General features: G+C 63.0%; 22 protein-coding genes. 3 read left to right on the top strand and 19 right to left on the bottom strand.

Features of this window, described 5'->3' with window-relative positions:
• Positions 1-348: 348 nt before the first annotated feature.
• Both AWB72_RS13705 and AWB72_RS13710 read right to left on the bottom strand, forming a co-directional pair.
• On the bottom strand, positions 349-672 hold the full coding sequence (locus AWB72_RS13705; protein ID WP_040052583.1) for a hypothetical protein: 324 nt from the start codon (positions 670-672) through the stop codon (positions 349-351).
• A gap of 64 nt (positions 673-736) precedes the next feature.
• Positions 737-985, bottom strand: coding sequence for a hypothetical protein (locus AWB72_RS13710; RefSeq protein WP_040052711.1), 249 nt, complete (start codon positions 983-985; stop codon positions 737-739).
• A gap of 157 nt (positions 986-1,142) precedes the next feature.
• Here AWB72_RS13710 and AWB72_RS13715 point away from each other — a divergent pair, with 157 nt between their 5' ends.
• Positions 1,143-1,511, top strand: coding sequence for a hypothetical protein (locus AWB72_RS13715; RefSeq protein ID WP_208863139.1), 369 nt, complete (start codon positions 1,143-1,145; stop codon positions 1,509-1,511).
• 34 nt (positions 1,512-1,545) lie between these two features.
• Here the strand turns inward: AWB72_RS13715 and AWB72_RS13720 are convergent, their stop codons facing one another.
• Together AWB72_RS13720 and AWB72_RS13725 are read right to left on the bottom strand one after the other, a co-directional pair.
• Positions 1,546-2,742 (bottom strand): amino acid aminotransferase, encoded by a 1,197-nt coding sequence (locus AWB72_RS13720; protein WP_040052584.1) that lies wholly within the window; start codon positions 2,740-2,742, stop codon positions 1,546-1,548.
• A gap of 34 nt (positions 2,743-2,776) precedes the next feature.
• Positions 2,777-4,186 carry an amino acid permease gene (locus tag AWB72_RS13725; RefSeq protein ID WP_040052585.1) on the bottom strand — a complete coding sequence of 470 codons (1,410 nt, stop codon included), beginning with the start codon at positions 4,184-4,186 and terminating at the stop codon, positions 2,777-2,779.
• Between the two features lie 341 nt (positions 4,187-4,527).
• Between AWB72_RS13725 and AWB72_RS13730 the strand changes: the two genes are divergently transcribed.
• Positions 4,528-4,782 carry a hypothetical protein gene (locus tag AWB72_RS13730; protein ID WP_040052586.1) on the top strand — a complete coding sequence of 85 codons (255 nt, stop codon included), beginning with the start codon at positions 4,528-4,530 and terminating at the stop codon, positions 4,780-4,782.
• 37 nt (positions 4,783-4,819) lie between these two features.
• Positions 4,820-4,993 carry a hypothetical protein gene (locus tag AWB72_RS28900; RefSeq protein ID WP_159459365.1) on the top strand — a complete coding sequence of 58 codons (174 nt, stop codon included), beginning with the start codon at positions 4,820-4,822 and terminating at the stop codon, positions 4,991-4,993.
• A gap of 27 nt (positions 4,994-5,020) precedes the next feature.
• On the opposite strand, the gene aroQ is transcribed toward AWB72_RS28900, so the two are convergent.
• The 15 genes from aroQ to AWB72_RS13805 form a co-directional block, all read right to left on the bottom strand.
• A complete protein-coding gene (gene aroQ / locus AWB72_RS13735) occupies positions 5,021-5,458 on the bottom strand; it encodes a type II 3-dehydroquinate dehydratase (RefSeq protein ID WP_040052587.1) in 438 nt (145 codons plus the stop codon).
• Positions 5,459-5,573: 115 nt separating this feature from the next.
• Positions 5,574-6,797, bottom strand: a complete 1,224-nt coding sequence (locus AWB72_RS13740) for a response regulator (protein ID WP_052450074.1) — start codon at positions 6,795-6,797, stop codon at positions 5,574-5,576.
• Complete coding sequence (locus tag AWB72_RS13745) at positions 6,797-8,869, bottom strand: sensor histidine kinase (RefSeq protein WP_052450075.1); 2,073 nt, start codon at positions 8,867-8,869, stop codon at positions 6,797-6,799. Before AWB72_RS13745 ends, AWB72_RS13740 begins: the two co-directional genes overlap by 1 nt.
• The gene (locus tag AWB72_RS13750; RefSeq protein WP_244285618.1) at positions 8,869-9,534 is read right to left on the bottom strand and encodes a response regulator; all 666 of its coding nucleotides are present in this window, start codon (positions 9,532-9,534) and stop codon (positions 8,869-8,871) included. The genes AWB72_RS13745 and AWB72_RS13750 overlap by 1 nt, the downstream gene beginning before the upstream one ends.
• A gap of 208 nt (positions 9,535-9,742) precedes the next feature.
• Positions 9,743-10,177 carry a hypothetical protein gene (locus AWB72_RS13755; RefSeq protein ID WP_040052589.1) on the bottom strand — a complete coding sequence of 145 codons (435 nt, stop codon included), beginning with the start codon at positions 10,175-10,177 and terminating at the stop codon, positions 9,743-9,745.
• 591 nt (positions 10,178-10,768) lie between these two features.
• Positions 10,769-13,525, bottom strand: a complete 2,757-nt coding sequence (locus tag AWB72_RS13760) for a two-partner secretion domain-containing protein (protein WP_040052590.1) — start codon at positions 13,523-13,525, stop codon at positions 10,769-10,771.
• Between the two features lie 662 nt (positions 13,526-14,187).
• Entirely contained in the window at positions 14,188-14,865 is a 678-nt protein-coding gene (locus AWB72_RS13765) for a response regulator transcription factor (protein ID WP_084593086.1), read from the bottom strand.
• 391 nt (positions 14,866-15,256) lie between these two features.
• The gene (locus tag AWB72_RS13770; protein WP_052450076.1) at positions 15,257-17,596 is read right to left on the bottom strand and encodes a putative bifunctional diguanylate cyclase/phosphodiesterase; all 2,340 of its coding nucleotides are present in this window, start codon (positions 17,594-17,596) and stop codon (positions 15,257-15,259) included.
• A 1-nt stretch (position 17,597) separates the two neighbouring features.
• Entirely contained in the window at positions 17,598-18,206 is a 609-nt protein-coding gene (locus tag AWB72_RS13775) for a methylamine utilization protein (protein ID WP_244285619.1), read from the bottom strand.
• The gene (locus AWB72_RS13780) at positions 18,203-18,640 is read right to left on the bottom strand and encodes a group I truncated hemoglobin (protein ID WP_052450077.1); all 438 of its coding nucleotides are present in this window, start codon (positions 18,638-18,640) and stop codon (positions 18,203-18,205) included. The genes AWB72_RS13775 and AWB72_RS13780 overlap by 4 nt, the downstream gene beginning before the upstream one ends.
• Positions 18,640-19,557, bottom strand: coding sequence for a DUF3034 family protein (locus tag AWB72_RS13785; RefSeq protein WP_084593088.1), 918 nt, complete (start codon positions 19,555-19,557; stop codon positions 18,640-18,642). Before AWB72_RS13785 ends, AWB72_RS13780 begins: the two co-directional genes overlap by 1 nt.
• A 190-nt stretch (positions 19,558-19,747) precedes the next feature.
• Positions 19,748-20,356, bottom strand: coding sequence for a CDP-diacylglycerol--serine O-phosphatidyltransferase (gene pssA, locus AWB72_RS13790; RefSeq protein ID WP_040052592.1), 609 nt, complete (start codon positions 20,354-20,356; stop codon positions 19,748-19,750).
• A 130-nt stretch (positions 20,357-20,486) separates the two neighbouring features.
• On the bottom strand, positions 20,487-20,828 hold the full coding sequence (locus AWB72_RS13795) for a GFA family protein (RefSeq protein WP_040052593.1): 342 nt from the start codon (positions 20,826-20,828) through the stop codon (positions 20,487-20,489).
• On the bottom strand, positions 20,825-21,223 hold the full coding sequence (locus AWB72_RS13800; protein WP_040052594.1) for an ester cyclase: 399 nt from the start codon (positions 21,221-21,223) through the stop codon (positions 20,825-20,827). Before AWB72_RS13800 ends, AWB72_RS13795 begins: the two co-directional genes overlap by 4 nt.
• A 105-nt stretch (positions 21,224-21,328) precedes the next feature.
• On the bottom strand, positions 21,329-23,071 hold the full coding sequence (locus AWB72_RS13805) for a DNA-binding protein (protein WP_040052595.1): 1,743 nt from the start codon (positions 23,069-23,071) through the stop codon (positions 21,329-21,331).
• Between the last annotated feature and the right edge of the window lie 5 nt (positions 23,072-23,076).

Raw genomic sequence — 23,076 nt, forward strand, 5'->3', positions numbered from 1 at the left:
TCCCCTCCTCCGGACCTGCGCGTCGCCATGTGGCGCAAAGCATTTTGCTGCGGCGCGTCAAGCGTGTTACTATAGGGAAACTACCTAGGTAGTTAACCTAGTCTCCCTAACAATCAAGGACTTCCGCCATGGGAATGATCGTTTCTCTCTTTTCGATGCTGGCCGCCGCCGCCCGCGATGCCATCGACGCCCGCGCACGCGTAAGCGCGCTGATGGCCGAGGCGTATCGCCAATCGATGTGAATCGTTCGGGGAAGCTGAACAGCTCGCCGCCGTAAGCGAACGAAAACGCAGCAAGCAATATTCCGCTAAGAAAGGGAAAGAGCGAATGCGTTGTAGAACGCAGCCGTCAGGACGGCCTGGGCCATTGTCCGCCGTGGACCGTCGCCGCATAGGTGCCTGAAAGCAGCGCGGCTTTCAGATCGCGTCGCTCGGAGAAGCGCGGCGCGTCGAACCAAAGCAGGAATTCATCGCGCCAGAAGGCCCAGGCGGTTTCGTCGAAGTCGAAGTCTTCGTCGATGCAGCCGTTATCGCGCAGATACGCCCCGACCACTTGCGTGCCGTTCCAGTACGCAACGGCCACATCGGTCAGATCGGCGGTCATGCCGCGCGGAAGGTCGCGGAGCAGCATGGCGACGTGCGCCTTGAACGATGCGAATTCGGTCGGTCTCATCGCGTGCTCCGCCTCAAAAAGTGCGTTGTAAGTCGATGCGGCGCGCGTCGTAAGCCCACAGCCATCAGCCGAACGCGCCCTTGTTCAAGTCTTTCTCGAACATGGCGACCCAGGCGGTGCCGTGCCCGATGCGATACTCGCGCTCTTTCAATGTCGAGCGCCGCACGATCGTGACGTGTCCCTGCAATGGATAGACATCGTCCACGACATCGGATTCGCCCGCTTCCTGCACGAGAAAATCGCTCGCATCGATACGATGCCGCGCGAGGATGGCCAGAAAGTCCGCTTTTTCGTCCGGTGCGATCACTGACATGGCGGCCTCCACGATCGAACGCTGCTGCATTCAAGGTAGCACACGCGCGCGTGAACGGTGAAGCCGATTGAGCGCACATGCGCGTCACGGCACGCTCGTCCGCGCTGCACGCAAATTGCTCTCGTTTGCGCAAAGATCCATTGGGAGATACGAGCCGATGAAGACGCCGACATTCCGCCGCGCGCTGCTCTTCGCAGCCGTGATCGCGTGCGCGCACGCCCACGCCGACGATGCCGCATGCGGCGTGCTGCAAGGCGCGTCGGGCAATGCGCTGACGTTGCGCGAAGGCGAGCGCGCCGACCTCAGGCAAGGCGACAAGGCCGTGCACGGCGCGCTGCATGTGTATCGGGATGGCGCGGTGTATCGCGTGTACTGGCAGCCGGACGGAAGCCCGGAGCAATACGTGCTCGCGAATGCGGGAGAAAACAGCGTGCGTCTCGTTTCCACGCCGCCGCGCGGTGCGAAGGTGGACGCGGGACCGGGCACGCTGCCGCCGCAGCAAGTGCTGTCGTGTCCCGCGTTATGACGTAAAGCAGACGTAAAGCGCGAAGTGCGTGGCGTTACTTCGCGAGCACCTTGCCGATCGCATCGGCGACCGTCTGCACGTTGCTGTCGTTGAGGCCCGCCACGCACATGCGCCCCGAGCGCAGGATATACACGCCGAATTCCTCTTTCAGCCGATCCGCCTGTTCCGCGACGAGACCCGTGTACGTGAACATGCCGCGCTGCTTGACATAGCGCGTGAGCATTTCGCCGCGCACGTGGTCCTTCAGGCCGTCGTGAATGGCCTGGCGCATGCGCGCAATGCGCTGACACATCGCCGCCAGTTCTTCGCGCCACGATTGCGCAAGCTCGGGCGTCGTCAGCACCTTGGTCACGATCTTCGCGCCATGCGTCGGCGGATTGCTGTAGTTCGCGCGCACCGCGCTCGTCAACTGGCCGAGCACGCGATCGGCTTCGGCGGCATCGTCGCAAAGCACGTGCAGGCCGCCGCAACGCTCGCCATACAGCGAGAAATTCTTCGAGAACGAATTCGCGACGAAAGCCGGCACGCCACGGCGCGCAAGCTCGCGCACGGCGAACGCGTCTTCATCGAGGCCCGAGCCGAAGCCCTGATACGCCATGTCGACGAACGGCAGCAGATCGCGCGCTTTCAGCACGTCGATGATTTTCACCCATTGCGCTTCGTCCAGATCGACGCCCGTCGGGTTATGACAGCACGCATGCAGCAGCACGACGCTCTTCGCGGGCAACGCGTCGATGGCTCCGAGCATCGCATCGAAACGCAGGCCGCCGGTGGCTTCGTCGTAATAGGGATACGTGTTCACTTCGAAGCCCGCGCGCTCGAAGATGAAGCGATGGTTCTCCCACGTCGGATCGCTCACCCATACTTTCGAAGCCGGAAAGTAGCGCTTGATGAAATCCGCGCCCACTTTCAGCGCGCCCGATCCGCCGAGCGTCTGCACGCTCGCGATGCGGCCCTGCGCGCGCGCCGGGCAATCCGCGCCGAACACGAGCGCCTGCACGGCGTCGCGATAATGCGCGAAACCGGCCATCGGCAGATACGGCTTCGGGCCGAGGTCCTTCAGAATCGAAAGTTCCGCTTCGCGCACGGCCTGCATCACGGGCAGGCGGCCGGCGTCGTCGAAGTAGATGCCGATGCTCAGATTGACCTTGTTCGTGCGCGGGTCCTTCTGGAAGTTTTCGTTCAGCGAGAGGATCGGGTCGCCGGGGTAGGCATCGATATGTTCGAACATGGTGTCGGAATCAGGCGATAAGCAGGAGGAAGAATCACCGGGACGGCACGCGGCGAGTATCGCCCGTGTCATCGCCCCGACTTTTGAGATAGTAGCCGATTCCTAGAACCACGAGCCAGAGGGGGATCAGGTACACGGACAGGCGCAGCTCGGGCGTTTCGTACATCACCCACACGATGCCCGCGACGAACGCCAGGCAAAGGTAGTTGGTGAGCGGATAGCCGAGGCTTCTGAACGACGTGGTCACGCCGCGCTCGCGCTTGTCGCGGCGGAACTTGAGGTGAATGATGCTGATCATCGCCCAGTTGATGATGAGCGCCGTCACCGCAAGCTCCATCAGCAGTTCGAACGCGCGGCCGGGAACGAAGTAATTGATGAGCACGCACGCGCCCGTGACGACGGCCGAAACGAAAAGCGCGGCGAGCGGAATGCCGCGCCGGTTCGCGCCGCCCAATGCGCGCGGTGCGTTGCCCTGTTGCGCGAGACCGTACAGCATGCGGCTGCTCGCATAGACGCCGCTGTTGTAGACCGACAGCGCGGCGGTCAGCACGATCACATTGAGCACGTTCGCGATGTACGTGCTGTTCATCTCGCGGAAGATGAGCACGAAGGGGCTGCCGCCCGTCGCCACCTTGTCCCACGGATACAGCGACAGCAGCACGCCGAGCGCGCCGATATAAAAAATGAGGATGCGGTAGATGACCTGATTCGTCGCGCGCGGAATGCTGCGCGACGGATCTTCCGCCTCCGCCGCCGTGATGCCGACGAGTTCCAGCCCGCCGAACGAGAACATGATGACGGCCATCGACATGACGAGTCCGCTCACGCCATAAGGAAAGAAGCCGCCGAGCTTCCACAGGTTCGTGACGCTGGCTTGCGGCCCCGCGTGGCCGGATATCAGCAGATAGCCGCCGAAGAGAATCATGCCGACGATCGCCGCGACCTTGACGAGCGCGAACCAGAATTCGAGTTCGCCGTACGACTTCACGCTCGTGAGGTTGATCGCGTTGACGATGACGAAGCACGCGAGCGCCGATATCCATGTCGGCAAGCCCGGCCACCAGTACTGCATGTAGATGCCGACCGCCGACAGTTCCGCCATGCCGACGAGAATATAGATGGCCCAGTAGTTCCAGCCCGAGACGAAGCCCGCCGCGCGGCCCCAGTATTTATCGGCGAAGTAGCTGAACGAGCCGGCGACGGGTTCGTCGACGACCATCTCGCCCAGTTGCCGCATGATGAAAAACGCCATGAGCCCGGCGATCGCGTAGCCGAGCAGCGCCGATGGCCCGGCGAGCTTGATCGTCTGCGCGACGCCGAGAAAGAGTCCGGTGCCGATCGCGCCGCCGAGTGCGATCAGCTGGATGTGGCGGCTCTTGAGTCCGCGCCTGAGCGATTCTGCTTCGGGCTGGGTTGCCGTCACGTGGGTATTGCCTGAAACCATTTCGATGCCTGCCTTTACTGCACGGTCCGCGCGTCGCCGCGACGCCCGCCGCCGCACCGTCTTTCAAAACGCACGAAGTGTTGTTTTTTTGCGCGACGCGTTCATCGCGCCCCGCAAAACACCGCTTCGCTTCCCGTTCCGCCCGGACCAAAGTCTGGGATTTTACCGTCCCGCCGAGCGCAAAGCCTTGTCGCGTGGACGTTTTCGCCCGTTCCGGCAGGTCGGCGGCGCGTCGATGCGGTCAAGAGCGGGAATTGACGCCCAAATCGGGGCTTTTTCGGGGAATTGAGTCGGGGACCCCGCGCGCAAAATCCGTTCATCCACTCAAACGGGGAAGCGCCATGTTCCAGACGATGCAACACAACGCCACGCCGCATCACGTCGCCAATCTGACTGCCCAGGCGCATATCGGCGCTGCCGCGTCCGAAGCGGAACTGTTGGCGCAGCTTCAGGCGGCATCGGACAACGTGCTGCGCCTCGCGGGCGAAATGACCGCCCGCCCCGACTTCGACGCAGCCGATTCCCTCGCCGAGCAACACGCGCTCGCGCAACGGCTGATCGGCCAGTTGCTCGCCATGCCTGCATCGCAAAGCTAAGACATCAAGCAAAACGCATCGGACCAGGAAGAACGAAATGAACTACTTGACCATCATCGGGGTTGTGTGGACGGTTTGCGCGATTTTCGCGGTGCTGTTCATCCGTGGCGCGACCGTGCAGGACAAGAAGCCGGCGCGCGCCGTGCAGATCCGCGAGCGCGCGAGCTCGAACGTCGCCGGCGCCGCGAAGGAAGTCAGCCGCGCTTCGTAAGCGCCGCTTGCGCGACGCATCGCCGGGTTACTGAATCGCGGATGCCGCCGCGCGCAAGCCGAGAAGATAGCTGTCCACGCCGAAGCCGCAGATCTGGCCCTTCACGACTTCGGCGAATACCGAGACGTGGCGGAACGGCTCCCGCGCATGAACGTTCGACATGTGCACCTCGACGATGGGCACCGTCAGAATGGCGAGCGCGTCGCGAATGGCAATGCTGTAATGCGTCCACGCACCCGCGTTGATGACGACGGCATCGACCTTTTCGGTGAACGCCTGATGGATGCGCGCGCACATCTCGCCTTCGATGTTCGTCTGATAGCACTCCACTTCCACGCCCAGTTCCTTGCCGAGCGCGCCCAGCTGCTCGTCGATCTGCGCGAGCGTCGCGGTGCCGTATTGCTTGGGATCGCGCTTGCCGAACATGTTGAGGTTGACGCCGTGCAGCGTCAGAATCTTTGCCATGGTGGGTCCTTGAATGTGGATGCTGCAGGCCAGGTAATCGACAGATTCTGCAGTCCACGGCGCGCCATGACAATAGCTTCGCCCCGGGCTCCTTCTCGCGGCCCGCGCCCCGCCGCTATTTGTACTGCGTCTCCTGCGCGGCGTGCAGCATGTCGCGAAGGTCGATCAGGTCGACGCGCAGCAGCGCGGTGAAGGTATCGACGTCCTCCTCCCACTCTTCCGATTCTCTCAGCACCGTGCGCAATTCCTCGCACTGGTCGTACATCATCGAAGGACCGAGCACCGCGAGGCCGCCCGCCAGCTTGTGCGCCCAGCCGCGCAGTTGCTCCATGTCCTTCGCGCGGCAGATGCCGTCGAGCGCGGCGATGTCTTCATCGATCTGCGGGAGGAGATCGTGCCTATACGCGGCGGGAACCGTCGGGAAGCGGGACGGCATGTTTTCGTCCGCAGCGTCGGCGGCGCGCGGGTTCGCGTCCGAAGCGGCGCCTGCTTCCTTCGCGCTCGCGGCCTGCAGCACGCCGGCCAGGACCGAAAGCGGCAGCGGCTTCGTCAGATAGTCGGTGAAGCCGCGCGCGCGGCCGGCTTCCACGTCCTGCGTGCTGGCGCTCGCGCTGACGGCATAGATACGCATCGACGGGTCGCGCGCACGCGCTGCCGCGAGCAACTCGGCGCCCGACATCTTCGGCATGTCCATGTCGGTCAGAACGATATCCACGCGATTCTTGCGCAGCAGTTCCAGCGCCTCCTCGCCATCGGCGGCTTCGAGCACGGTCGCGCCGAGCGTCAGCAACTGATCGCGCAGCAGCCCGCGATTGAGGCGGTTGTCTTCCGCGATGACGACCGTCGGCCCTGACTTCGCCGCGGCCTGCATGGCGGGCGCGCTGGCCGCGTCCGGCCGCGCCGTCGCGCGCTCGCGTCCCTCGATGATGCCGACCGCATCCATGAATCCCTTCACGCTGAAAATGCTCACTTCGAGCACGCCGTCGCCCCAATGCACCGGAACGAGCGGCCCGTCCTGCGTCATGCGGATCATGCGCGTCTGATCGGTCCAGATCGATTCGATTTCCTGCTCGGTGAATTCGTCGGTGGCGATCAGGTAGTCGCAGCCGTCCGTCGATGCCATGCTCGCCTGCGAAAGAAACGTGAGCACGCTGCGATCCGGATCGTAGAGATTCTCGAACCATTCGCGATACTCGCTCGCGCGGCAGAGGATGGCCGGCCTGCCGCCGAGCATGAAGGCATCGCTGGCAGCGCCTGGTGCATCGACGGCGAGCGGCAACGACACCTGAATGCGCGTGCCGACGCCCTCGGTGCTGTCGAGCGAAATGCGGCCTTTCATCAACTGGCAAAGCCGCACGCAGATGGACAGTCCGAGCCCGTGCCGCGCGATTGCGTCAGGCGATGCGCCTCGCCCTGAATGAACGGCTGAAAGAGCGTCTCGCGCTGCGACTCCGGAATGCCGATGCCCGAATCCGCGACGCTCAGCTCCAGCGCGCCATCGACCCAGCGCGCACGCACGACGACCTTGCCCGAATACGTGAACTTGAGCGCGTTGCCGAGCAGGTTGTTGAGAATCTGCGAGACGCGGATGGGATCGAAGAGCAGTTTCGCGGGACAGGACCGGTCGATCACGACGAAGAGCCGCAATCCCTGCCGGTTCGCGAGCGGCGCATGCGCGATCATCACGCGCACGACGAGATCGTGTATCGAGCCCCACTCCTGGAAAAGCCGCATTTCGCCGATATCCATCTTCGAAAAATCGAGGACATCGTTCACGACTTGCAGCAGCGCGTTCGCTGATGCCTGCATCGCATGGACGCGCGCCTCCTGCTCGGCGGCGAGCGGCCCGAGCGCGACGAGTTCCAGATTGCCGACGAGCGACGATAACGGCGTGCGGATCTCGTGGCTCATCGAAGCGAAGAAGCTCAGCTTCGCCTTGGCGGCGGCATCGCTCGTGTCCTTGGCCGCGCGCAGCAGGCGTTCGACTTCGTGATGCTCGCTGATGTCGGCGATCGCGCAGAACAGGACATCCGTGTTGTTCACCACCGCCGACGCGTACGAGATCTTGAGATGCAGCACGCCGTCGTCTGGCTTGGCGAGCGAATATTGAAGCTGCCGGATCAGCGTCTCATGGCCCTTGTCCGCCGGCGCGATGCCGTTCGCTTCGAGCGCCTCGCACAGTCCGGCGGGCAAGCGCATGGATGCATCGGAGAGCCCGAGCATCGAACTCGCGACCTGATTCGCAGCGATGACGCCGAAGTCCGTGCGCAAAGCAATGCAGAGGCCCACCGGCGTCGCGTGCACGAGCAGGTGATTGAGAATCTCGCGCTCCACCGCGCGGCGCGCCTGCTCATAGTTCGGCGTGAGGAAACGGAAGTTCCAGTAGCGATACATCGCGAGCAGCATGGCGACAAGCACGCCGGTCACGAGCACGATGATCGACAGATCGACGCGCTTTACCGCCAGCTCCTTGTTCAAGGGCAGCGCGGCAATGATGTGTCCGACGCCCAGCGCGAGCGGGTCCAGCCGCGCGCCCCATCCACGGCCGGGCAGCCAGTGGAAAGCGCCGGGTTGCGCGCTTGCGAGGCTCCGATTGACATACCGGGTGTATTCGGTGTCGTCGCCGCCGAGAACATGGCCATCTTCACCGAAGATCGCGATCTGCGATCCGAGCGATTCCGCCGTCACGTAGCGCAGCGCGCGGTCCAGAAGGATGCGCGTGAAGACGAATCCCACGGGCGTGTCGTCGCGCGCGACCACCATGAACATGATGATCGTCGGCTTCCCGAAACCGATCGATGGTGGCGCGACGAACCACATGACCCGCCGCGCGTGCGCCGCGTCGAGCGGCTTGATGCCGTGCGTGTTCATGTAGATCTTCGCAAAGCCGGCGAGTGCGGCCAGTCTTTGTTCCGGAGGGACCTTGTCGTCGACATTGACGAAGAAGGAGAAGCCGTGGGACACGCTGCCATCGAAGGATACGTACTGCAGGATGGGCGGCGTGGATTCTTCCGGGATCATTTGCCGCGCCGCATTGCACGCGGCAAGAAGCACCGGGTCTTGGCGATCGACGGGATAAGGCTGGCAAGCAGGCTTGCCGCTCACGCCCGCTTCGTTGGCCTTCGACGGACCCGCGCCCGCTTCGAGCAGCGCAGCGCCGGTATTGAGCATGTTGTAGCGGCTGAAGATGGAGATGTTCACGCCGCGCATCGCTGACTGCACCAGCTCCTGCTCGGATCTCAGCACGGAACTGAACATGAAGACCGCCGTGGCGGCGGCCGCGCAGATCGCGACGAAGATCAGGAGACCGACCGCCATCGCGAAGATGCGCCGTTCCCGTTTGAGGTTGTTCTCCAGCATCCGCAGCATCTGCAGAGGAGAATTCTGCGATGCGGCGAAGAAACGCTCCATCAGGCGAGACCTGTCTTGGCAGCGTATTTGACGAGGTCCACGTGGTTCTCCACGTGCAGCTTGCGCATGGCCGAGCGCTTCTGCGTGGCGACCGTCGGCACCGACCGGTTCAGCGTGCGCGCAATTTCCGTCACCGAAAGCCCTTGTGCGAAGAGGCGCACGACTTCCAGCTCGCGCGGCGAAAGCGGCTGTTCGCGTGCGAGATCCTTCGAGGTCGCCCCTTCACGCGCGAGACGAAGTTGAATCTTGGGCGAAATGATGGTTTCCTTCGTTGCGAGCGCACGCATGCTGATCTGCGCGAGTTCGCTCGCCGGCTCTTCCTTGCTCACGATGGCCGCGACGCCGAGCTTGCACAACTCATGGAACATGCCGCCGCTCGTCATCATGGTGAGAATCACGAGCGGCACGCGCGGATACGACCGGCGCAGCCGGCTCACGAGGCGCAGGCCGTCGAGTTCGATTTCTTCGTCGCCTTGCATGACGAGATCGGTGATGACGAGATCGGCCGGTTCCTTTTCGAGCACGCGAATCAACTCCGCGCCCGAATTTACCGTCGCGATGATTTCATAGCCGGGGAGCTTGGAGAACTGGTCGGAAACAGCCAGAAGAACGATGGGGTGGTCATCGGCCAGCACCACGCGAACAGTGCGGATTTGCCCTTTCATGGATACGCCGTCGCTCGAGCCTTCGATGTCCGCACCGGAAGACGAAACAGAAGCGCGGCTTGCTGCGGAAAAAGCAATCGACGAACGGACCGGCTCATCAGCACGTCTCCCGCACGCATAGAGATAGCCAGAATTTATTCTAGGATAGGACGGATTGCCTTGAAAGACTAACTGCAGCGCTTTTGAATATGCCCGCCGGGCGCCCTGGTCAAGAACTCTTTTCATTCCGGTCTTCACAATAGGTTCTACTCGTGGAGCCGCCCAGACACAGCGGCCCTCCTTCGCTGCGGCACAGGTTGCATTGCATCTGCATCTCATTGCGCGAGGCGTCGTTGTCATCAATGTCTCTGCAATAAGCCTTCGTCTGTCCGAACTCATGAAGCGGCATGGACATCGCGCACCGGTCCCGGGCTGTCTTGTAGCGATTGCTCTGCGTGAACAGGATGCAAGTGACTAATAACATACATGCGACGAACGCGATGGAAACAGCCAGCACGATGCACGACCGCGACAGTCCCACCGCGAAAGCCGCGAGGATGATGAAAGACATCGCGAAGAACACCGGCACCAGCACGAGCGAAGCGATTCCCAAGGATTCCGGTGATTGCTGAACGGCCTGGCGTACAGAACGGAACAAAGACATACTAGGCACCCGAAAGATGATGACAAGCGCCTCTCGCGGCTGCCTGTCTGCAGAAGCGCATTGCAATTAATGCGGGAACGAAGACTCGAACAGCAGTCGACCGCGACGCGGAAATGAGTCCGTTAGCTTCGACTGCCCGATGTTAGTCGTCACATCAGGACCGATATATCGAAGAACGTCTATAAGCGTCTGCCTGCGCGATCGCCGCCGCCTTTCCCTCCTGCCGTTGGTGCTCTCCACGAAAAAGCCGCCCTAAGGGCGGTCAAAAAGCCGTTTGGCATGAGCAGCCCGCGCGCATGAGTTTTAAACGCGAGTCATGGCTGATGTGGTCTTCAGGTGACACATTTAACCGCTTAGGCTAACTGAATTATGCCTTTCAGCATGCTTTTAGGGATATAAACGGAATTTGATTAGCGTCACCGGACGAACTCCTTCTCGAATGCGGGAAATCCTGCAAACACGAACTCCTGCTCATAAAAAACTAAAAAGCGAAACCCAAATCGCGCATGGGAAAACAATTCTTTCCGCGAAACGTTCCCGAGCCGTTCGTCGATGAAAGCGGCACGGGAACATCGAGTAAGGCTGCGCGAATTACGCCGTCACCGCGCGTTGTGCCTTCTCCATGACCGCCTGGCGCATATGGCCCGCAAGGCGCGCCACGACTTCCGACCAGTCGCAGCCGAAGCGGCGGCGGAAGAGCCGCATCGTCGGATACCACGGACTGTCTTCGCGCGTGTAATGCCAGCGCCAGTCGCCATACGAAGGCAGCATGAGCCACACGGGCTTGCCCATCGCGCCGGCGACGTGCGCAACGGACGTATCCACCGTCAGCACGATATCGAGCGCCGCGATTGCGCTTGCGGTTTCCGCCATCGTGTTGAGACCGGGGCCGATGTCATGGAAGTTGCGATAAAGCTGTCCGTAGCGCGCGGCTTCGTCGGCGCCCGCGCCTTTTTGCAGGCTGAAGAACTCGACGCCGCCGAGCTTGACGAGATCGTCCAGCACGCCGAGCGACGGCAGCGAGCGCTGGCTGTCGTTCTCATGCGTCGGATTGCCCTTGAACACGATGCCCACCTTCAGCGTACCGCTGTTCGTGACGTCAAACGCGGCAAAATTGGGCCAGTAGCCGCCATTGCGTGTATCGATCGCGACGCCTTCGCCTGCAACGGAGGTGCCGGTGATATTCAACGTCCCGTGACCGCTCACATTGTTCGTGGTCTTCCAGAAGCCAACGCCGGGACCATTCGTGGACGTCCCTTGGATATTGAAAGTGGCATTGTCCGTGACGTTCACAGCGACTGCGCTGACCGGGTAACCGATGGACCCGACCGACACGCCGCCGGCGTTCATGCTAGTGCCGGTCACGTCGAGGGTCGCGTTGTTGAATACACTCACATGCGCCAGACCCTGGAAACTAGAGGTACCGAATTGAACACCGTATCCCTCTGTGGACGTACCCGCGACCGTCATCAGGCCGGCCGTCTGCGTCAAGTTGGAATTCTCACCGAAACGAACGCCGACATACGAGTTCGATGATCCGTTCACGGTCAGCGTACCGCTGCCGACCTTCGTGAAGTTTCCGCTGATAACGACACCGTCGCCTATACTGGCGAAACCGTTGATCGACCCGCCGCCGACATTCAGCACGTTGTTCAAAGCGACGCCGTTGTCCGACTTGCCCGTGGCATCGGCATTGACCGTCAGATTGCCGCCATTGAGATCGATGGTGCTGTTCGATTGCTGCCAGACATGACCAGTGGTGCTGCCCATGGCCGCCGTCAGGTTCACGTTCAGCTTGTTCGATGTCGACGTGATGTTGCCCGCGAGCGTGATGTCCCCATTGGCCGCCAGCGTCAGGGTCGCCGCCGCGCCGCCGCTCTTCACGATGTCCGCGCCTTGCGTCTGCGTGATGGTGCCCGTCGCCGCACCCGAACTCGCCGTCGTGATCGTCACGTCCGTGCCCGCGTTCAGCGCGTTGCTGATGGTCGCGTTGTTCACCGTCGCGCTGTCGTTCGAGCCGCCGCTGAAGCCGCTCGTCACGCCGCCGCTGTAGCCCGAATCCGCGTTTCCGCTGATCGTCACATTGGTCGGATCGATCAGCCATTCGCCGGCCTTGCCGTTCGGCGCCGCCGCGCTCACCGCGCCTTGCACGTCGAGGCTATGGCCCGACGTTTCCACGAAGCCGCCGTTGCCATGAGCCGAGCCCGCGCTGATCCGCGCGCCCATGTCTACTTGCGTGTAGTTCGCGAACTGCACACCGTCTTGCAGCATGCCAGCCGCCGACGTGCCGTTCAGCTTCTTCAGGCTGTCGCCACCGATGATCACCTTGCCGCCCGCCGCATCGCCGCTCGCGTCGATGCTTGCGTTGCCGAACACGCCCACGCGATCGCCCGACAACACCACCGTGCCGCCCACGCCGCCTGCTGCATTGTTCGATGCATCGATCTTGCCGGTCACGGCGACATCGCCCGTGTTGCCGGCATCGGCCACGACCGTGCCTGCGCGCACCACGCCCGACAGATTCACCACCGTGCTGAGCAGCGTGTTGGTGCCGCGTGCGGTCAGCAGCACCGAGCCGTTATCGGCCTTGATCGTGCCGCTGTTTTCCACCAGCGCGTTAGCCGTGGCGTTGGTCAGCGTCAACTGAATGCCCTGGCCGTTCGGCAGCGCGACCGTCGCGCTATCGCCCGCGGCGAGCACCACCTGGCCGCCTTGTGCCGTGTTGATCGAACCCGTGTTACGGACTTGATCGCCGACGAGCGTCACATAGCCCTGTGCCTGAATCGAGCCGTCGTTCACGACGCTCGCATTCGTGCCCGTCGAGTTCAGTTGCAGCGTGCCGCCGGCCATGAACGCATCGGGATTGATGGCCTTTGTCGTCGCCAGCAGCGAGCCGACGTTCACCACCGAACCCTTGCCGAACAGCACGCCGTTGGCGTTCTGGATCAGCACCTGACCGTTAGCCAGCAGCGAACCTTGAATATTCGATGCACCGCCGCCCGAGACACGATTCAGTGCCTGCGATTGCGCGTTCGGCTGGTTGAACTGGACCGTGTTGCCCGCGCCGACGTTGAACGAGTTCCAGTCGATCACGGTGCGCTGGCTACCCTGATTGATGGTCATCGTATTGCTGTTCTGCGAGATCGACGCCTGACCGGCGGTGACCTGGCCGCCCGTCGGCAGCGCTTGCGCGAAGCTGACGCCGGGCTGCGTCGCGAGCATGGCGGCGGCGAACGCCGTCAGCGCGGAAACAACGCGAAATCCTTCAACAGCACCTGTTTCGGATGACGAGCCTTCACCGGGCGCCTTGCCCTGGCTGACGACGTCTTCAGCAACAGCGACCAACATTCCAAGTCGCTTGCTAAACACGCGACGAAATCTATTCTGATTCGTTAGAAATTTACCTGCGAAGAAATGACAGACATTCCGAACTGATGGCTCAGTGCGGAACCGACGCGCCGGAGCGCAATCTCCATGAAGCAGCGCGGAAGGCTCGACGGCCTTGACACGCCTGGATTCGACGACGCCCTTTGCGGTCTTCTCTTGACAAGCCCTGGCTCTGCAGAAAGACTTCGCGCGCCGATGACGTTCGTCGTCGCGATCACCCTTCAGCCAGGACAGCTTTTCGAATCCAGGGTCGGATGCTAAAAAGCGAAATACAGCGTCGATATAGACGAAGTTCGAAACGGTCCGATATGCGAAATGAACGCCGTGAAATTCAGAACAATCAGTGGTGACGTGGCGTCATCGTGACGAGCCGGCAACGATTAGATAAGAAAACTTCTAATCCAGCGGTCGTCGATTTGAGGAGTTTGGAATGCCGATCCGTCGAAGGAGAGATGACGGACGTTAAGCCGGCGAGATGCATCGTTTTTAGATTTTTTCTTATTGATCCGACGTTGGCGTACGCAACGCCAACAGTAAGTCCGCGCTGGTAGAGCGGTAAATCGAAGCGCGTCAAGCAGCAGCAATGAAATCAGCCGCTGCTCGCGTCGCGCTGAAACTGAATATCAAGCCGACCGCAGTTCGTTTCCGGAAGCTGACCGGTCAAGCCAAAGCCCGTGCCCTACCGCGAACCGGTACATCTCCGATTCCCCGGAGAACCCGAGACGCCTGCACGCTTCCGTGCGCTGCGCGCTGATGGTATTGACACGCCGATGCAGCAACCGAGCCGTTTCACATACCGACAATCCACACAGCATCAGGCCGGTCACTTCCATTTGCCGCCGCGTGAGCGACGTGAACCGCCGGTACGCGGGCAGCGCGCCGAATTCCTGAAGCGATGCCCGGGCGATCATCGACAAATAGCGTTCGCCGTCTGCCAGCGCGCGCACCGCCGCCAGCACTTCATGCATCTCGTCGCGCTTGCTCACGATTCCCGAGACGCCGCGTTGAACGAGGCTGCCTACGAGGAAAGGATCGTCGAACTCGCTATAGACGAGCAAAGGCACGTCCGGAAATTCGCTCGATACCGACGCGAGGAAGCGCCAGCCGTCGAGCCCTTCGTCGCCCGGCATGGAATAATCCGTGAGGACGACATCGCACTCGGACGCACCGAGCATTTTGATTAATTCACTCGGGCTTGTTACTGCACCCGATACGTCGAAACCAGCGTCTTCCAACGTCTTACGGAGTCCGCAAAGCACGAGCGGATGGTCATCGACGATGGCAACCTTGATCTGTCGCATCTCTTATCTCCTGACAGGCCCAGCGAGGCCCCTCATCAACTGGCTGTCGCAGGTCTCAGCGCCGGCCCGGCCGCACCGCGATGCGTGAGGCGAAAGACGATGAGTATTCACTGCCACGTCGTCACGGCGGCATGAATGGAGATGCCTCTTCAGTACGCTGCAATCGCGTATGTTTTCTTCGTGACTTGTATAGACGATAAGGCGGACGCATGACACCGTCATATAGAACGATGTCGAAAACCCAGTTCGAAGGCGAAAGCCGGCTTCGTGCCGATAGGGAAATTAGTGACTTGGCGGCGATGGACGCGCGCCAACGAGCGACTTCTACATACCCGATAGGACTAGCAGAAATCCATAGATGAAATTCTAAAGTGGCAGCGGGCGTCGAAAGTCACGCGGGCAACGACGGCTCGGCGAATGCATCGGCTTGCGCGGACTGCTCGATGAGCCATTGCGCGAGCTTCGCGGGCGGCAGCGGCCGGCTCAGATGAAAGCCCTGCGCGAGATCGCACCCGAGCGCGTTGAGGCGCTGCATCATCGCTTCGTTCTCCACGCCTTCCGCCACCACCTTCAGCCCCATGTTGTGTCCGAGGTCGATGGTCGATCGCACGATGGTCTCGTCGTCCTTGTGATGCGTCATCCCCATCACGAACGACTTGTCGATCTTCAGCTCATCCACCGGCATGCGCTTCAGATACGAGAGCGATGAATAGCCGGTGCCGAAGTCGTCGATGGAAAGGCGGATGCCGAGCGCGTGCAGACGGTCGAGCGTTTCGATCGCGTGATTCGGGTCGTCCATGATCGCGCTTTCGGTGATCTCTATCCACAGGCGGTCCGGCGCGACGCCGTGCTTCTCGAGCAGGCCCTGAAACATCTCGGGCAACGAGGACAGAATCAGCTCGCGCGCCGACACGTTCACCGAAACGGCGAGTTCGATGCCCTCTGCCCGCCACGCGGCGCATTGCGCGAGGGCCTTGTCCGCGACCCAGCGCGTGATGGTCTTGATATAGCCGGTCTGCTCCGCGAACGGAATGAACTGGTCGGGCGAGACGAAGCCGCGCGTCGGATGATCCCAGCGCACGAGCGCTTCCACATGCGTCACGCGATGTGTCGCCAGGTCCACCTTCGGCTGATAGTAGAGCGTGAGCTGATCGTGCTCGACGGCCTGCCGCAGTTCGCCCATCAGCGAAAGACGCTCGGCGCTGTTGTGATCGTGCCGCGCGTCGTAGAGCGCGTGGCCGAGGTTCGCGCGCTTGGCCGCATACATCGCGATATCGGCGCGGCGCAACAGCACGTTCATGTCCGTGCCGTGCTCCGGATATATCACGATGCCGATGCTCGCGCCCACATCGACGAGTTGCCCTTCGATGGTGATCGGCTCTTCGAGCGCACGCAGCATGCGCGCCGCCACGACGCGCGCCGCCGCGAGATCGCCTTCGGGCAGCAGCACCGCGAACTCGTCGCCGCCCAAACGCGCGACCGTATCCGTCGGCCGATGCAGCGCCGCGCGCAAACGCCCGGCGACTTCGCACAGCAGCAGGTCGCCGATCGGATGCCCGAGCGTGTCGTTCACGAGCTTGAAGCGGTCGAGGTCCATCATCATCACGGAGAGCGGGCGGCGGCTTCCGCTGGCGGCGACGATCGCATGTTGCAGGCGGTCGTTGAAGAGCGCGCGGTTCGGCAAGCCCGTGAGCCGGTCCATATACGCAAGCTCGGTGATGCGGCTCTCGCGTTCGACAATGCCTTCCTGCATCTGATTGAACGCGCTGGCGAGTTCACCGATCTCGTCCTGATGCCGGATCTCGATAGGCCCGCTGTAGTCGCCATGTCCGACGCGCCGAGAGAACTGCGCGAGCGCCGCGAGCGGTCGCGTGACCGAGCGCGCCGTCAGCACGCTGCCGACGATCGACACGATCACGCCGAGCATCGTGATGAGCAGAAGCGCCGACTGCAATCGACGAAACGGCGCCAGCGCCTCTTTGAGCGAACGATCGAGCAGCACCGCCACGGTGCGCCCTTCCGAATGCAGACGCACCATGCGCGTCGCGTAACCGTCGTCCGCGAGCTGCGCCTGATCCTTCAGCCTGACGCGCGACGCTTCGGGCAGCGAGCTTGCCACGACATCCCATCGGTCGCGCTCGTCCACGGTCAGGAACGACACATCGAGCGATGTGAGCGAACTCATTTCGCGCGCGAGGACGTCGTCGATAGCGAAGCCCATCACGACCCACGCGATGACGATCGGCGCCTTCACCGGCACCGCGACGAGCTGATACGCCTTGCCGCCGATCATGCCGAACGACGACGCATCGCCCTTCTGCGCCACCGTGCGTATGAGGTGCGGGAACGGGAACGCCATGCCTTCGTGCGCGGCGCCGTCGGTATCGGCGATCAGCTTGCCGTCGAGATCGACGAGCATCACCGCATCTGCATGAATGCGGTCGCCGTGATTCTGCAACGCGGACGCGACGGTCTTGCTGTCGTGCGTCGCGACCGCCTCGCGAAAGCCGAAGTCGGACGCGGCCACGCTCGCCGCCTGCGTCAACTGCTGGCTATTGCTGCGCAGCACTTGCCCGAAGACGCGCTCGGCCACGGACAACTGCTCTTCCGCGTTCTCGTGCGCATTCTTCAGGATGACTGAATTAATCACGATGTAAGCCGCAGCCTGCGCGAGGAGCATCAGAACGACGAACACGAGCGCGATGCGCGCACGCAGGCTGTGAAGGCGCATGCTATTCGGCGGCCTTGAGTTGCAGCGCGAACTTCGCCGACGAATCGGCGGCGGCGGTGATCTTCTGCGTCGGCTGCGCATTCGGATCGCCGAGGCGGGAGTGCCAGGCGGTCAGCTTGAGCGCATCGGCGGGCAAGTTGTCGATGACGGCCACACCCTTCGCATCGGTCTTCGCGAACCAAGGCGTATCCACGATCAGCAGATACGACACCATTTCGTCGTGAATATTGCAGCCCATCACGACGAGGCCGGGCTTGTCGAACACGACGGGATTCGCCGGAATGCCGTGATACAGGTTCAGCTCGAAGCGCTTCGCGGGCGAGAACGAATACACGTCATGCTCGATGTTGTCGCGGTTCGGAAACGTCACCGATGCGCCCGTCTGCACGACCGAAACGAGCGGCACGAAGCGCCGCTTCACCTGATCGATGATCGCGCCGGCGGGCTTCGTCGCGGGCGGCTTGCCGGTCACGGGCATCGCGTAGACGACGGCGTCGGGCACGGGCGCGCCCGCCTGATCGACGACCTGAACGCGCACGCTCGCCGCCTGCGCAAGCGATGCAAAAAGCGCCATAAAGGGCACGAGGAAAAACTGAAGGGGCTTCATCATTCACGGTCCTGCACATCGCGGTACATCGGCGCGAGTTTCGCGAGCAGCTTGTTTTGCGCATGGAACGGCACGCCGTTCTTGTCCATCGCCGCCTGCAGGTCTTCGACGAGCGCATTGAACGCCGCGCGGTCGATGTTCTGCCCTTCGTGCGTGCGCTTCATCGGGCGGCCGGTGTAGACGCACGGACCGTCGAGCAGCACGCACAACTGCTCGACGAGCTTCGGCTTGATGCGGCGGATCGGCGCGTTCTCGAAGTACGGCGCGGTACGCGGATCGACGATCACGGTGGCGTACATGTCATCGACGATGCGCGCAAGCCCTTCCTTCTCCCCGAACTGGCGATACAGCGCGTTGTCTTCCGCGTGCGCGTTCGCGCTCATGAACGCGGTGAGCATGACGGCGAGCGCCGCGTGCCGAATGGTCGTCGTCATCATCAGAACCCCGCCTGCAAGGACACGTAGAGGCCGCGCTGATTCCTGATCGTCGCGATGTCGCCTAACGCGACATACGCAGCCGTCAACGAGACGTGCTTGTTGGGCGCCCACGCGATGAACGCGTCGTACGCATCCTGTTCGCGGGCAAAGGAAAGGTTATCCGGCTTCGTACGATATTCGCCGCCGATCGCGATGTTCTTCGTCAGCAAGTACGCCACCGACGACTCGAACTCCGGCTTGTACGCGTTCGACTTGTCGCCGCCGAAGCCGAGCAAGCCGAACTGGTTCGCCTTCGTGAAGCGCAGCGTGCCGTTGAGCAGCAGGCTTTGCGCGAGCAGCAGCTTGGTCGCGGACAGATAGAAGTCCGTGCCCGAATTGCTCGCCGCGCCGATCGCCTTCAGCACGCCGCCCTCTTCGTTGTGCTTGAACTGGATGCCCGCGGCAATCTGCGGCATCCACGTGTCCTGATCGAGCACGGCGTCGCCGATGAGCCGCACTTTCAGCCCGAAGATGTTCTGGTTGAACGCGTAGCCTTCGCCGAGGCCGAGCTTCGCGCCGGCATCGCGCGTATCGAAGCGCTGGCGCGCAAGCGATAACTCGACGCGGTTTGCCACGCCCACGGTCAAGCCCCACGAGCCGAGCGCGTAGTCCTGCGTGTGGATATAGGTGCCGTGAACGTTCGCCCCGAGCTGGCTCGCGGTGCCGTATCCGCCGATCACGGCCCACGGCGCGAGGCCGCCGCCGGCCGCGCCTTCAATCTGGGATACGCCGCCCGTGAGCAGCAGCTTGCCGCCCGTGAGCGGGAGTTTCGGCAATTCGGGCGCGTCCGGAACATCGTCGGCCAGCGCGAACGGTGAATGCGCGACGAGCGCGGCCACCGCGCAGGCCAGGCTCGCGGTCTTGCGAAATGAATACATTACGTGGATGGGCTCTGGAAACGGGTCCGTGAGAATTCCCGTTCGCCACTGGGAGTGTCGCGTGTCGTGACTGACGACTCCGCGGCGAGCCTGGCGCTTGGGGACGGACGCGGCGATCTTGGCCGCGACCCTTCATCCACGTGTATACGGCGGCGCTCGTCGAAACTTGATAGAGGCCGCGAGGCGGGCGTTACGGCTTGGGAATGCGGATACGGCTGATCATCAGCGAGCCGGAAAGCGCATAGACGAGCACGAGCGGATGCAGCGTGAAGCCAGCGATACGCCATTCGCCGAACCAGAGCTGCGGCCCGATTGCACCGAACCAGGCGGCGATGCCGAGCATGAGCACGATGGCGAACGATGTCGGAATGGGCGTGCCCTCGAAGTGCGTGACCTTGCCGCTTCCGCCCGACATCTCTTCGGTCGTCACGTTGTAGCGCGCGAGACGCGACACGCCGCACGCGACGAAGTACGCGAGCATCACGCGGTCGTAGAGGCCGCGCATGCCGCATCCATAGCCGATGATCGCCGGCGCGACGCCGAACGAGATGACGTCGGCGAGCGAATCGAGTTCCTTGCCAAGCAGCGACGCCTTCTGACGCCACCGCGCGATGCGCCCGTCGAGCACGTCGAAGACGAGCGCCGCGAACACCAGCGCGCACGCCAGATAGATATGCAAGACGTCGGAGTCGTCGATGTAGCTGATCGTCGAGAACAGGGCGCCCGTTCCGCAGATCGCATTGCCCAGCGTGAACCAGTCGGCGAGATGGAAATCGCGGATCATCGAGAAACGTTTCATGCTTGTTGTCTTTGCAGTCTTGGCTGTCGTTGCATTGGATTCGGGCGGCGCCGAGCACCGGCGGCCGCGGGACGGATCGAGTCTATCATCACGCCCCGCCGGCATCGCGTGCCGCAAGAGTCGGACCGCGTCAGTCGATGGCCTCGCCGTTACGCAGCACGCGCGCGTCGGCGAGCGCTTCGGGCGGCATCATCCGCGTGTTCACGCCCATCATGGGACGATCGCGGTCGACCGCGCGCCAGTGCGTCACGCATCCGCACGACGCGCAGCGATGAAACTCCAGCCGGCGCGCGCCCCACATATAGATGTCGGTCGGGCCGCAATCGGGCGCGAAGTCCACGCGCGACGGATGGTAATAGGCCCAGCGCGCGCCGTATCGGCGGCAGAGGGAGCAGTCGCAGTCGTTCACTTCGTCCGGGGCGGCATCCACGGTGAAGCGCACCGCGCCGCAATGGCAGGAGGCGTCGATCATGAGACGGTGCGAAGCTGGGCTTCGATGGCGGCTTTGTCGATGACGGACCACACCTGCACGATCTTGCCGTCGCGGAATTCATAGAACACGTTCTCGGCGAAGGAGATGCGCCTGCCGTCGATATCGAGTCCGAGGAAATCGCGCGTCGGCGTGCAATCGAACCACAAGCGGCTTGCGACGAATGGCGGATCGGCGGCGAGCAGTTGAATGTGAAAGCGCAGGTCGGGAATGTGCCGGAAGTCGCGTTCGAGCATTTGCCGATAACCGGAAAGGCGAAGGACGTTGCCGTTGTGCGTGACGTCGTCGTGTACGAACGTGCCGAGCATCGGCCAGTTCTGTTCGTTGAGGCAGGCGATATAGCCGCGATAGACGCCGGCGAGGTCGGTTCTTTCCATATGAACGGTCCTTTGCGTGGCAAGGCTCGTCCGTATGGTCGCACAATCGGTTCGTCGCGCGCACCGCCTCTGCATTCGGCCGAAGCGGTGCGCGTGAGCCGGTTATCAGCCTTCGATCTTCGACATGACAGCCGTCGCGGGATCGTAGCGATAGCCCTTCTGCGCGAGTTGCTGCGCGATCTTGTCGCCGATGACGCGTTGCTGCGCCTCGCGGAACACCAGTTCGTGATCGGGCTTCAGGCGTTCGAGTTCGGTCGAAAGACGGCGCAACAGCGCGACTTCGCCGGTGCTGCGGGCATCGATGAAGAGAATCTTCTCGTTGGCCACATCGAGGCGCTGCTTGAGGTCGCGCGCATACGTGACCCACTGCTCCGCGTTGGCGCGCAGCTCGTCGTAGGCTTTCGCGTGCGTCTGGGCCTGAGCCGAAATGCGGCGCTGCAACCCGGCAAGCTCCTCTTCCCTGGCTGCTGCGGACGTCTGCAACGCGATCTTGCTATCGCGCAACTCTTCCCTCGCGGCGGCTTCGCTCTTCTCGCGCTCGGCAAGCTGTTCCGCGAGACGCGCGGCGTGCTGCTGCGCCTCGTCCGCGCGATGCCCGGCGGCGGCGGCGTCCTCGGACACACGCGCCAGTTCGGCTTGCGCAGCGGCCTTTTCCTCGCTGACGGCGTTGAGCTGAGCGCGGGCGTCGTCGAGTTCGCGCGTGACGCGGTCGATCGCTTCCTGTCCCGCCGATGCCCGCGCGCCATGCGCCGCGCTCGTTTCGCGCTCCGTCGCGAGTTCGGTTTCGAGCGACGCGACGCGCGTGCGGCTTTCATCGATCTGCGCGCGCGCTTCTTCGAGTTCGCGCTTCACGCGCTGCAACGCTTCTTCTTGCGCCGATGCATCCGCGTGACGCGCCGCATTCGCCTCGCGTTCCGTTGCGAGTTCGGATTCGAGCGACGCGACGCGCGTGCGGCTTTCGTCGTTCTGCGCGCGGACTTCTTCGAGTTCACGTTTGACGCGCTGCAACGTTTCCTCTTGCGCCGATGCATCCGCTTGACGCGTCGCATTCGCCTCGCGTTCGGTGGCAAGCTCGGCGCGCGCCGCCTGCAGTTCGGCTTCCAGCGCCGCGATGCGCGCGACGCTCTCCGCCGCTTCCTGCGACGACCGCTCCGCCAGTTGCGATTTCGCCGCGTGTTCTTCGCGCGCTTCGTCCCGCTCGCGAGCAACGCGCTCGATCTCGTCGCGCTTCGCCGACAACTCCGCGTTCAGCGCTTCGCGCGCCTTGCGCTCTTCGTCGAGCGACATGCGCGCGGCGGCCAGCACGGCATCTTGCGTCGATGCGCGTTCCGCGAGTTCCGCCGCGCGCGCCTGCGATGCCTCGGCGCGCTCGGTGGCGCCGGCAAGCTGCGCCTGCAGGCGCGCGACCGTCTCCTCGGACGCACGCAGCCCGGACGTCAGTTCGTCGTGCTGGCGGCGCACGTCGGCGGCGGCGTCTTCGGCCGTCTGATAGCCGGCGAGCGCTTCGTCGCGCTCGGCCAGCGCCGTTTCGAGCCGCTTGCCCAGCAGATCGGCGCGCTGCGCGATGGCGCCGTGCGCCTCGTCCCACGACGCCTTCCTGAGCCGGTGCGCGGCGTTCATCAGCGCATCGGCGAATTCCTGCGGCATGTCCGCCGAAAACTGCGCGGCCGGCATGGCGGGCTCGCGGGCGTCGCGCCAGCGCTGCAAGGCTTGCGCAATCGACACGGCCGAGCCGCGACGCAGCTCCGACCAGACGGTGACGGGGGAAACCGGTCGCCCTTCGTCGCTCAGACGTTGGGCAATCGAAATGACTTCTTCATCGGTGATGGTGTCTGCTTCTGTAAACATAAGCG

This window comes from Caballeronia concitans (genome assembly GCF_001544615.1).
GTDB classification, from domain to species: domain Bacteria; phylum Pseudomonadota; class Gammaproteobacteria; order Burkholderiales; family Burkholderiaceae; genus Caballeronia; species Caballeronia concitans.

Bases quoted from the DNA above. Each gene is read 5' to 3' on its own strand.
- AWB72_RS13740 (WP_052450074.1), bottom strand. From the start codon at position 6,797: ATGAAAGGCCGCATTTCGCTCGACAGCACCGAGGGCGTCGGCACGCGC.
- AWB72_RS13745 (WP_052450075.1), bottom strand. From the start codon at position 8,869: ATGGAGCGTTTCTTCGCCGCATCGCAGAATTCTCCTCTGCAGATGCTG.
- AWB72_RS13720 (WP_040052584.1), bottom strand. From the start codon at position 2,742: ATGTTCGAACATATCGATGCCTACCCCGGCGACCCGATCCTCTCGCTG.
- AWB72_RS13715 (WP_208863139.1), top strand. From the start codon at position 1,143: ATGAAGACGCCGACATTCCGCCGCGCGCTGCTCTTCGCAGCCGTGATC.
- pssA (WP_040052592.1), bottom strand. From the start codon at position 20,356: ATGAAACGTTTCTCGATGATCCGCGATTTCCATCTCGCCGACTGGTTC.
- AWB72_RS13750 (WP_244285618.1), bottom strand. From the start codon at position 9,534: ATGAAAGGGCAAATCCGCACTGTTCGCGTGGTGCTGGCCGATGACCAC.
- AWB72_RS13705 (WP_040052583.1), bottom strand. From the start codon at position 672: ATGAGACCGACCGAATTCGCATCGTTCAAGGCGCACGTCGCCATGCTG.
- AWB72_RS13785 (WP_084593088.1), bottom strand. From the start codon at position 19,557: ATGTATTCATTTCGCAAGACCGCGAGCCTGGCCTGCGCGGTGGCCGCG.
- AWB72_RS13770 (WP_052450076.1), bottom strand. From the start codon at position 17,596: ATGCGCCTTCACAGCCTGCGTGCGCGCATCGCGCTCGTGTTCGTCGTT.
- AWB72_RS13710 (WP_040052711.1), bottom strand. From the start codon at position 985: ATGTCAGTGATCGCACCGGACGAAAAAGCGGACTTTCTGGCCATCCTC.
- AWB72_RS13780 (WP_052450077.1), bottom strand. From the start codon at position 18,640: ATGATGACGACGACCATTCGGCACGCGGCGCTCGCCGTCATGCTCACC.
- AWB72_RS13795 (WP_040052593.1), bottom strand. From the start codon at position 20,828: ATGATCGACGCCTCCTGCCATTGCGGCGCGGTGCGCTTCACCGTGGAT.
- AWB72_RS13775 (WP_244285619.1), bottom strand. From the start codon at position 18,206: ATGATGAAGCCCCTTCAGTTTTTCCTCGTGCCCTTTATGGCGCTTTTT.
- AWB72_RS13765 (WP_084593086.1), bottom strand. From the start codon at position 14,865: ATGCGACAGATCAAGGTTGCCATCGTCGATGACCATCCGCTCGTGCTT.
- AWB72_RS13730 (WP_040052586.1), top strand. From the start codon at position 4,528: ATGTTCCAGACGATGCAACACAACGCCACGCCGCATCACGTCGCCAAT.
- AWB72_RS13725 (WP_040052585.1), bottom strand. From the start codon at position 4,186: ATGGTTTCAGGCAATACCCACGTGACGGCAACCCAGCCCGAAGCAGAA.
- AWB72_RS13805 (WP_040052595.1), bottom strand. From the start codon at position 23,071: ATGTTTACAGAAGCAGACACCATCACCGATGAAGAAGTCATTTCGATT.
- AWB72_RS13760 (WP_040052590.1), bottom strand. From the start codon at position 13,525: ATGTTGGTCGCTGTTGCTGAAGACGTCGTCAGCCAGGGCAAGGCGCCC.
- AWB72_RS13755 (WP_040052589.1), bottom strand. From the start codon at position 10,177: ATGTCTTTGTTCCGTTCTGTACGCCAGGCCGTTCAGCAATCACCGGAA.
- AWB72_RS13800 (WP_040052594.1), bottom strand. From the start codon at position 21,223: ATGGAAAGAACCGACCTCGCCGGCGTCTATCGCGGCTATATCGCCTGC.
- aroQ (WP_040052587.1), bottom strand. From the start codon at position 5,458: ATGGCAAAGATTCTGACGCTGCACGGCGTCAACCTCAACATGTTCGGC.
- AWB72_RS28900 (WP_159459365.1), top strand. From the start codon at position 4,820: ATGAACTACTTGACCATCATCGGGGTTGTGTGGACGGTTTGCGCGATT.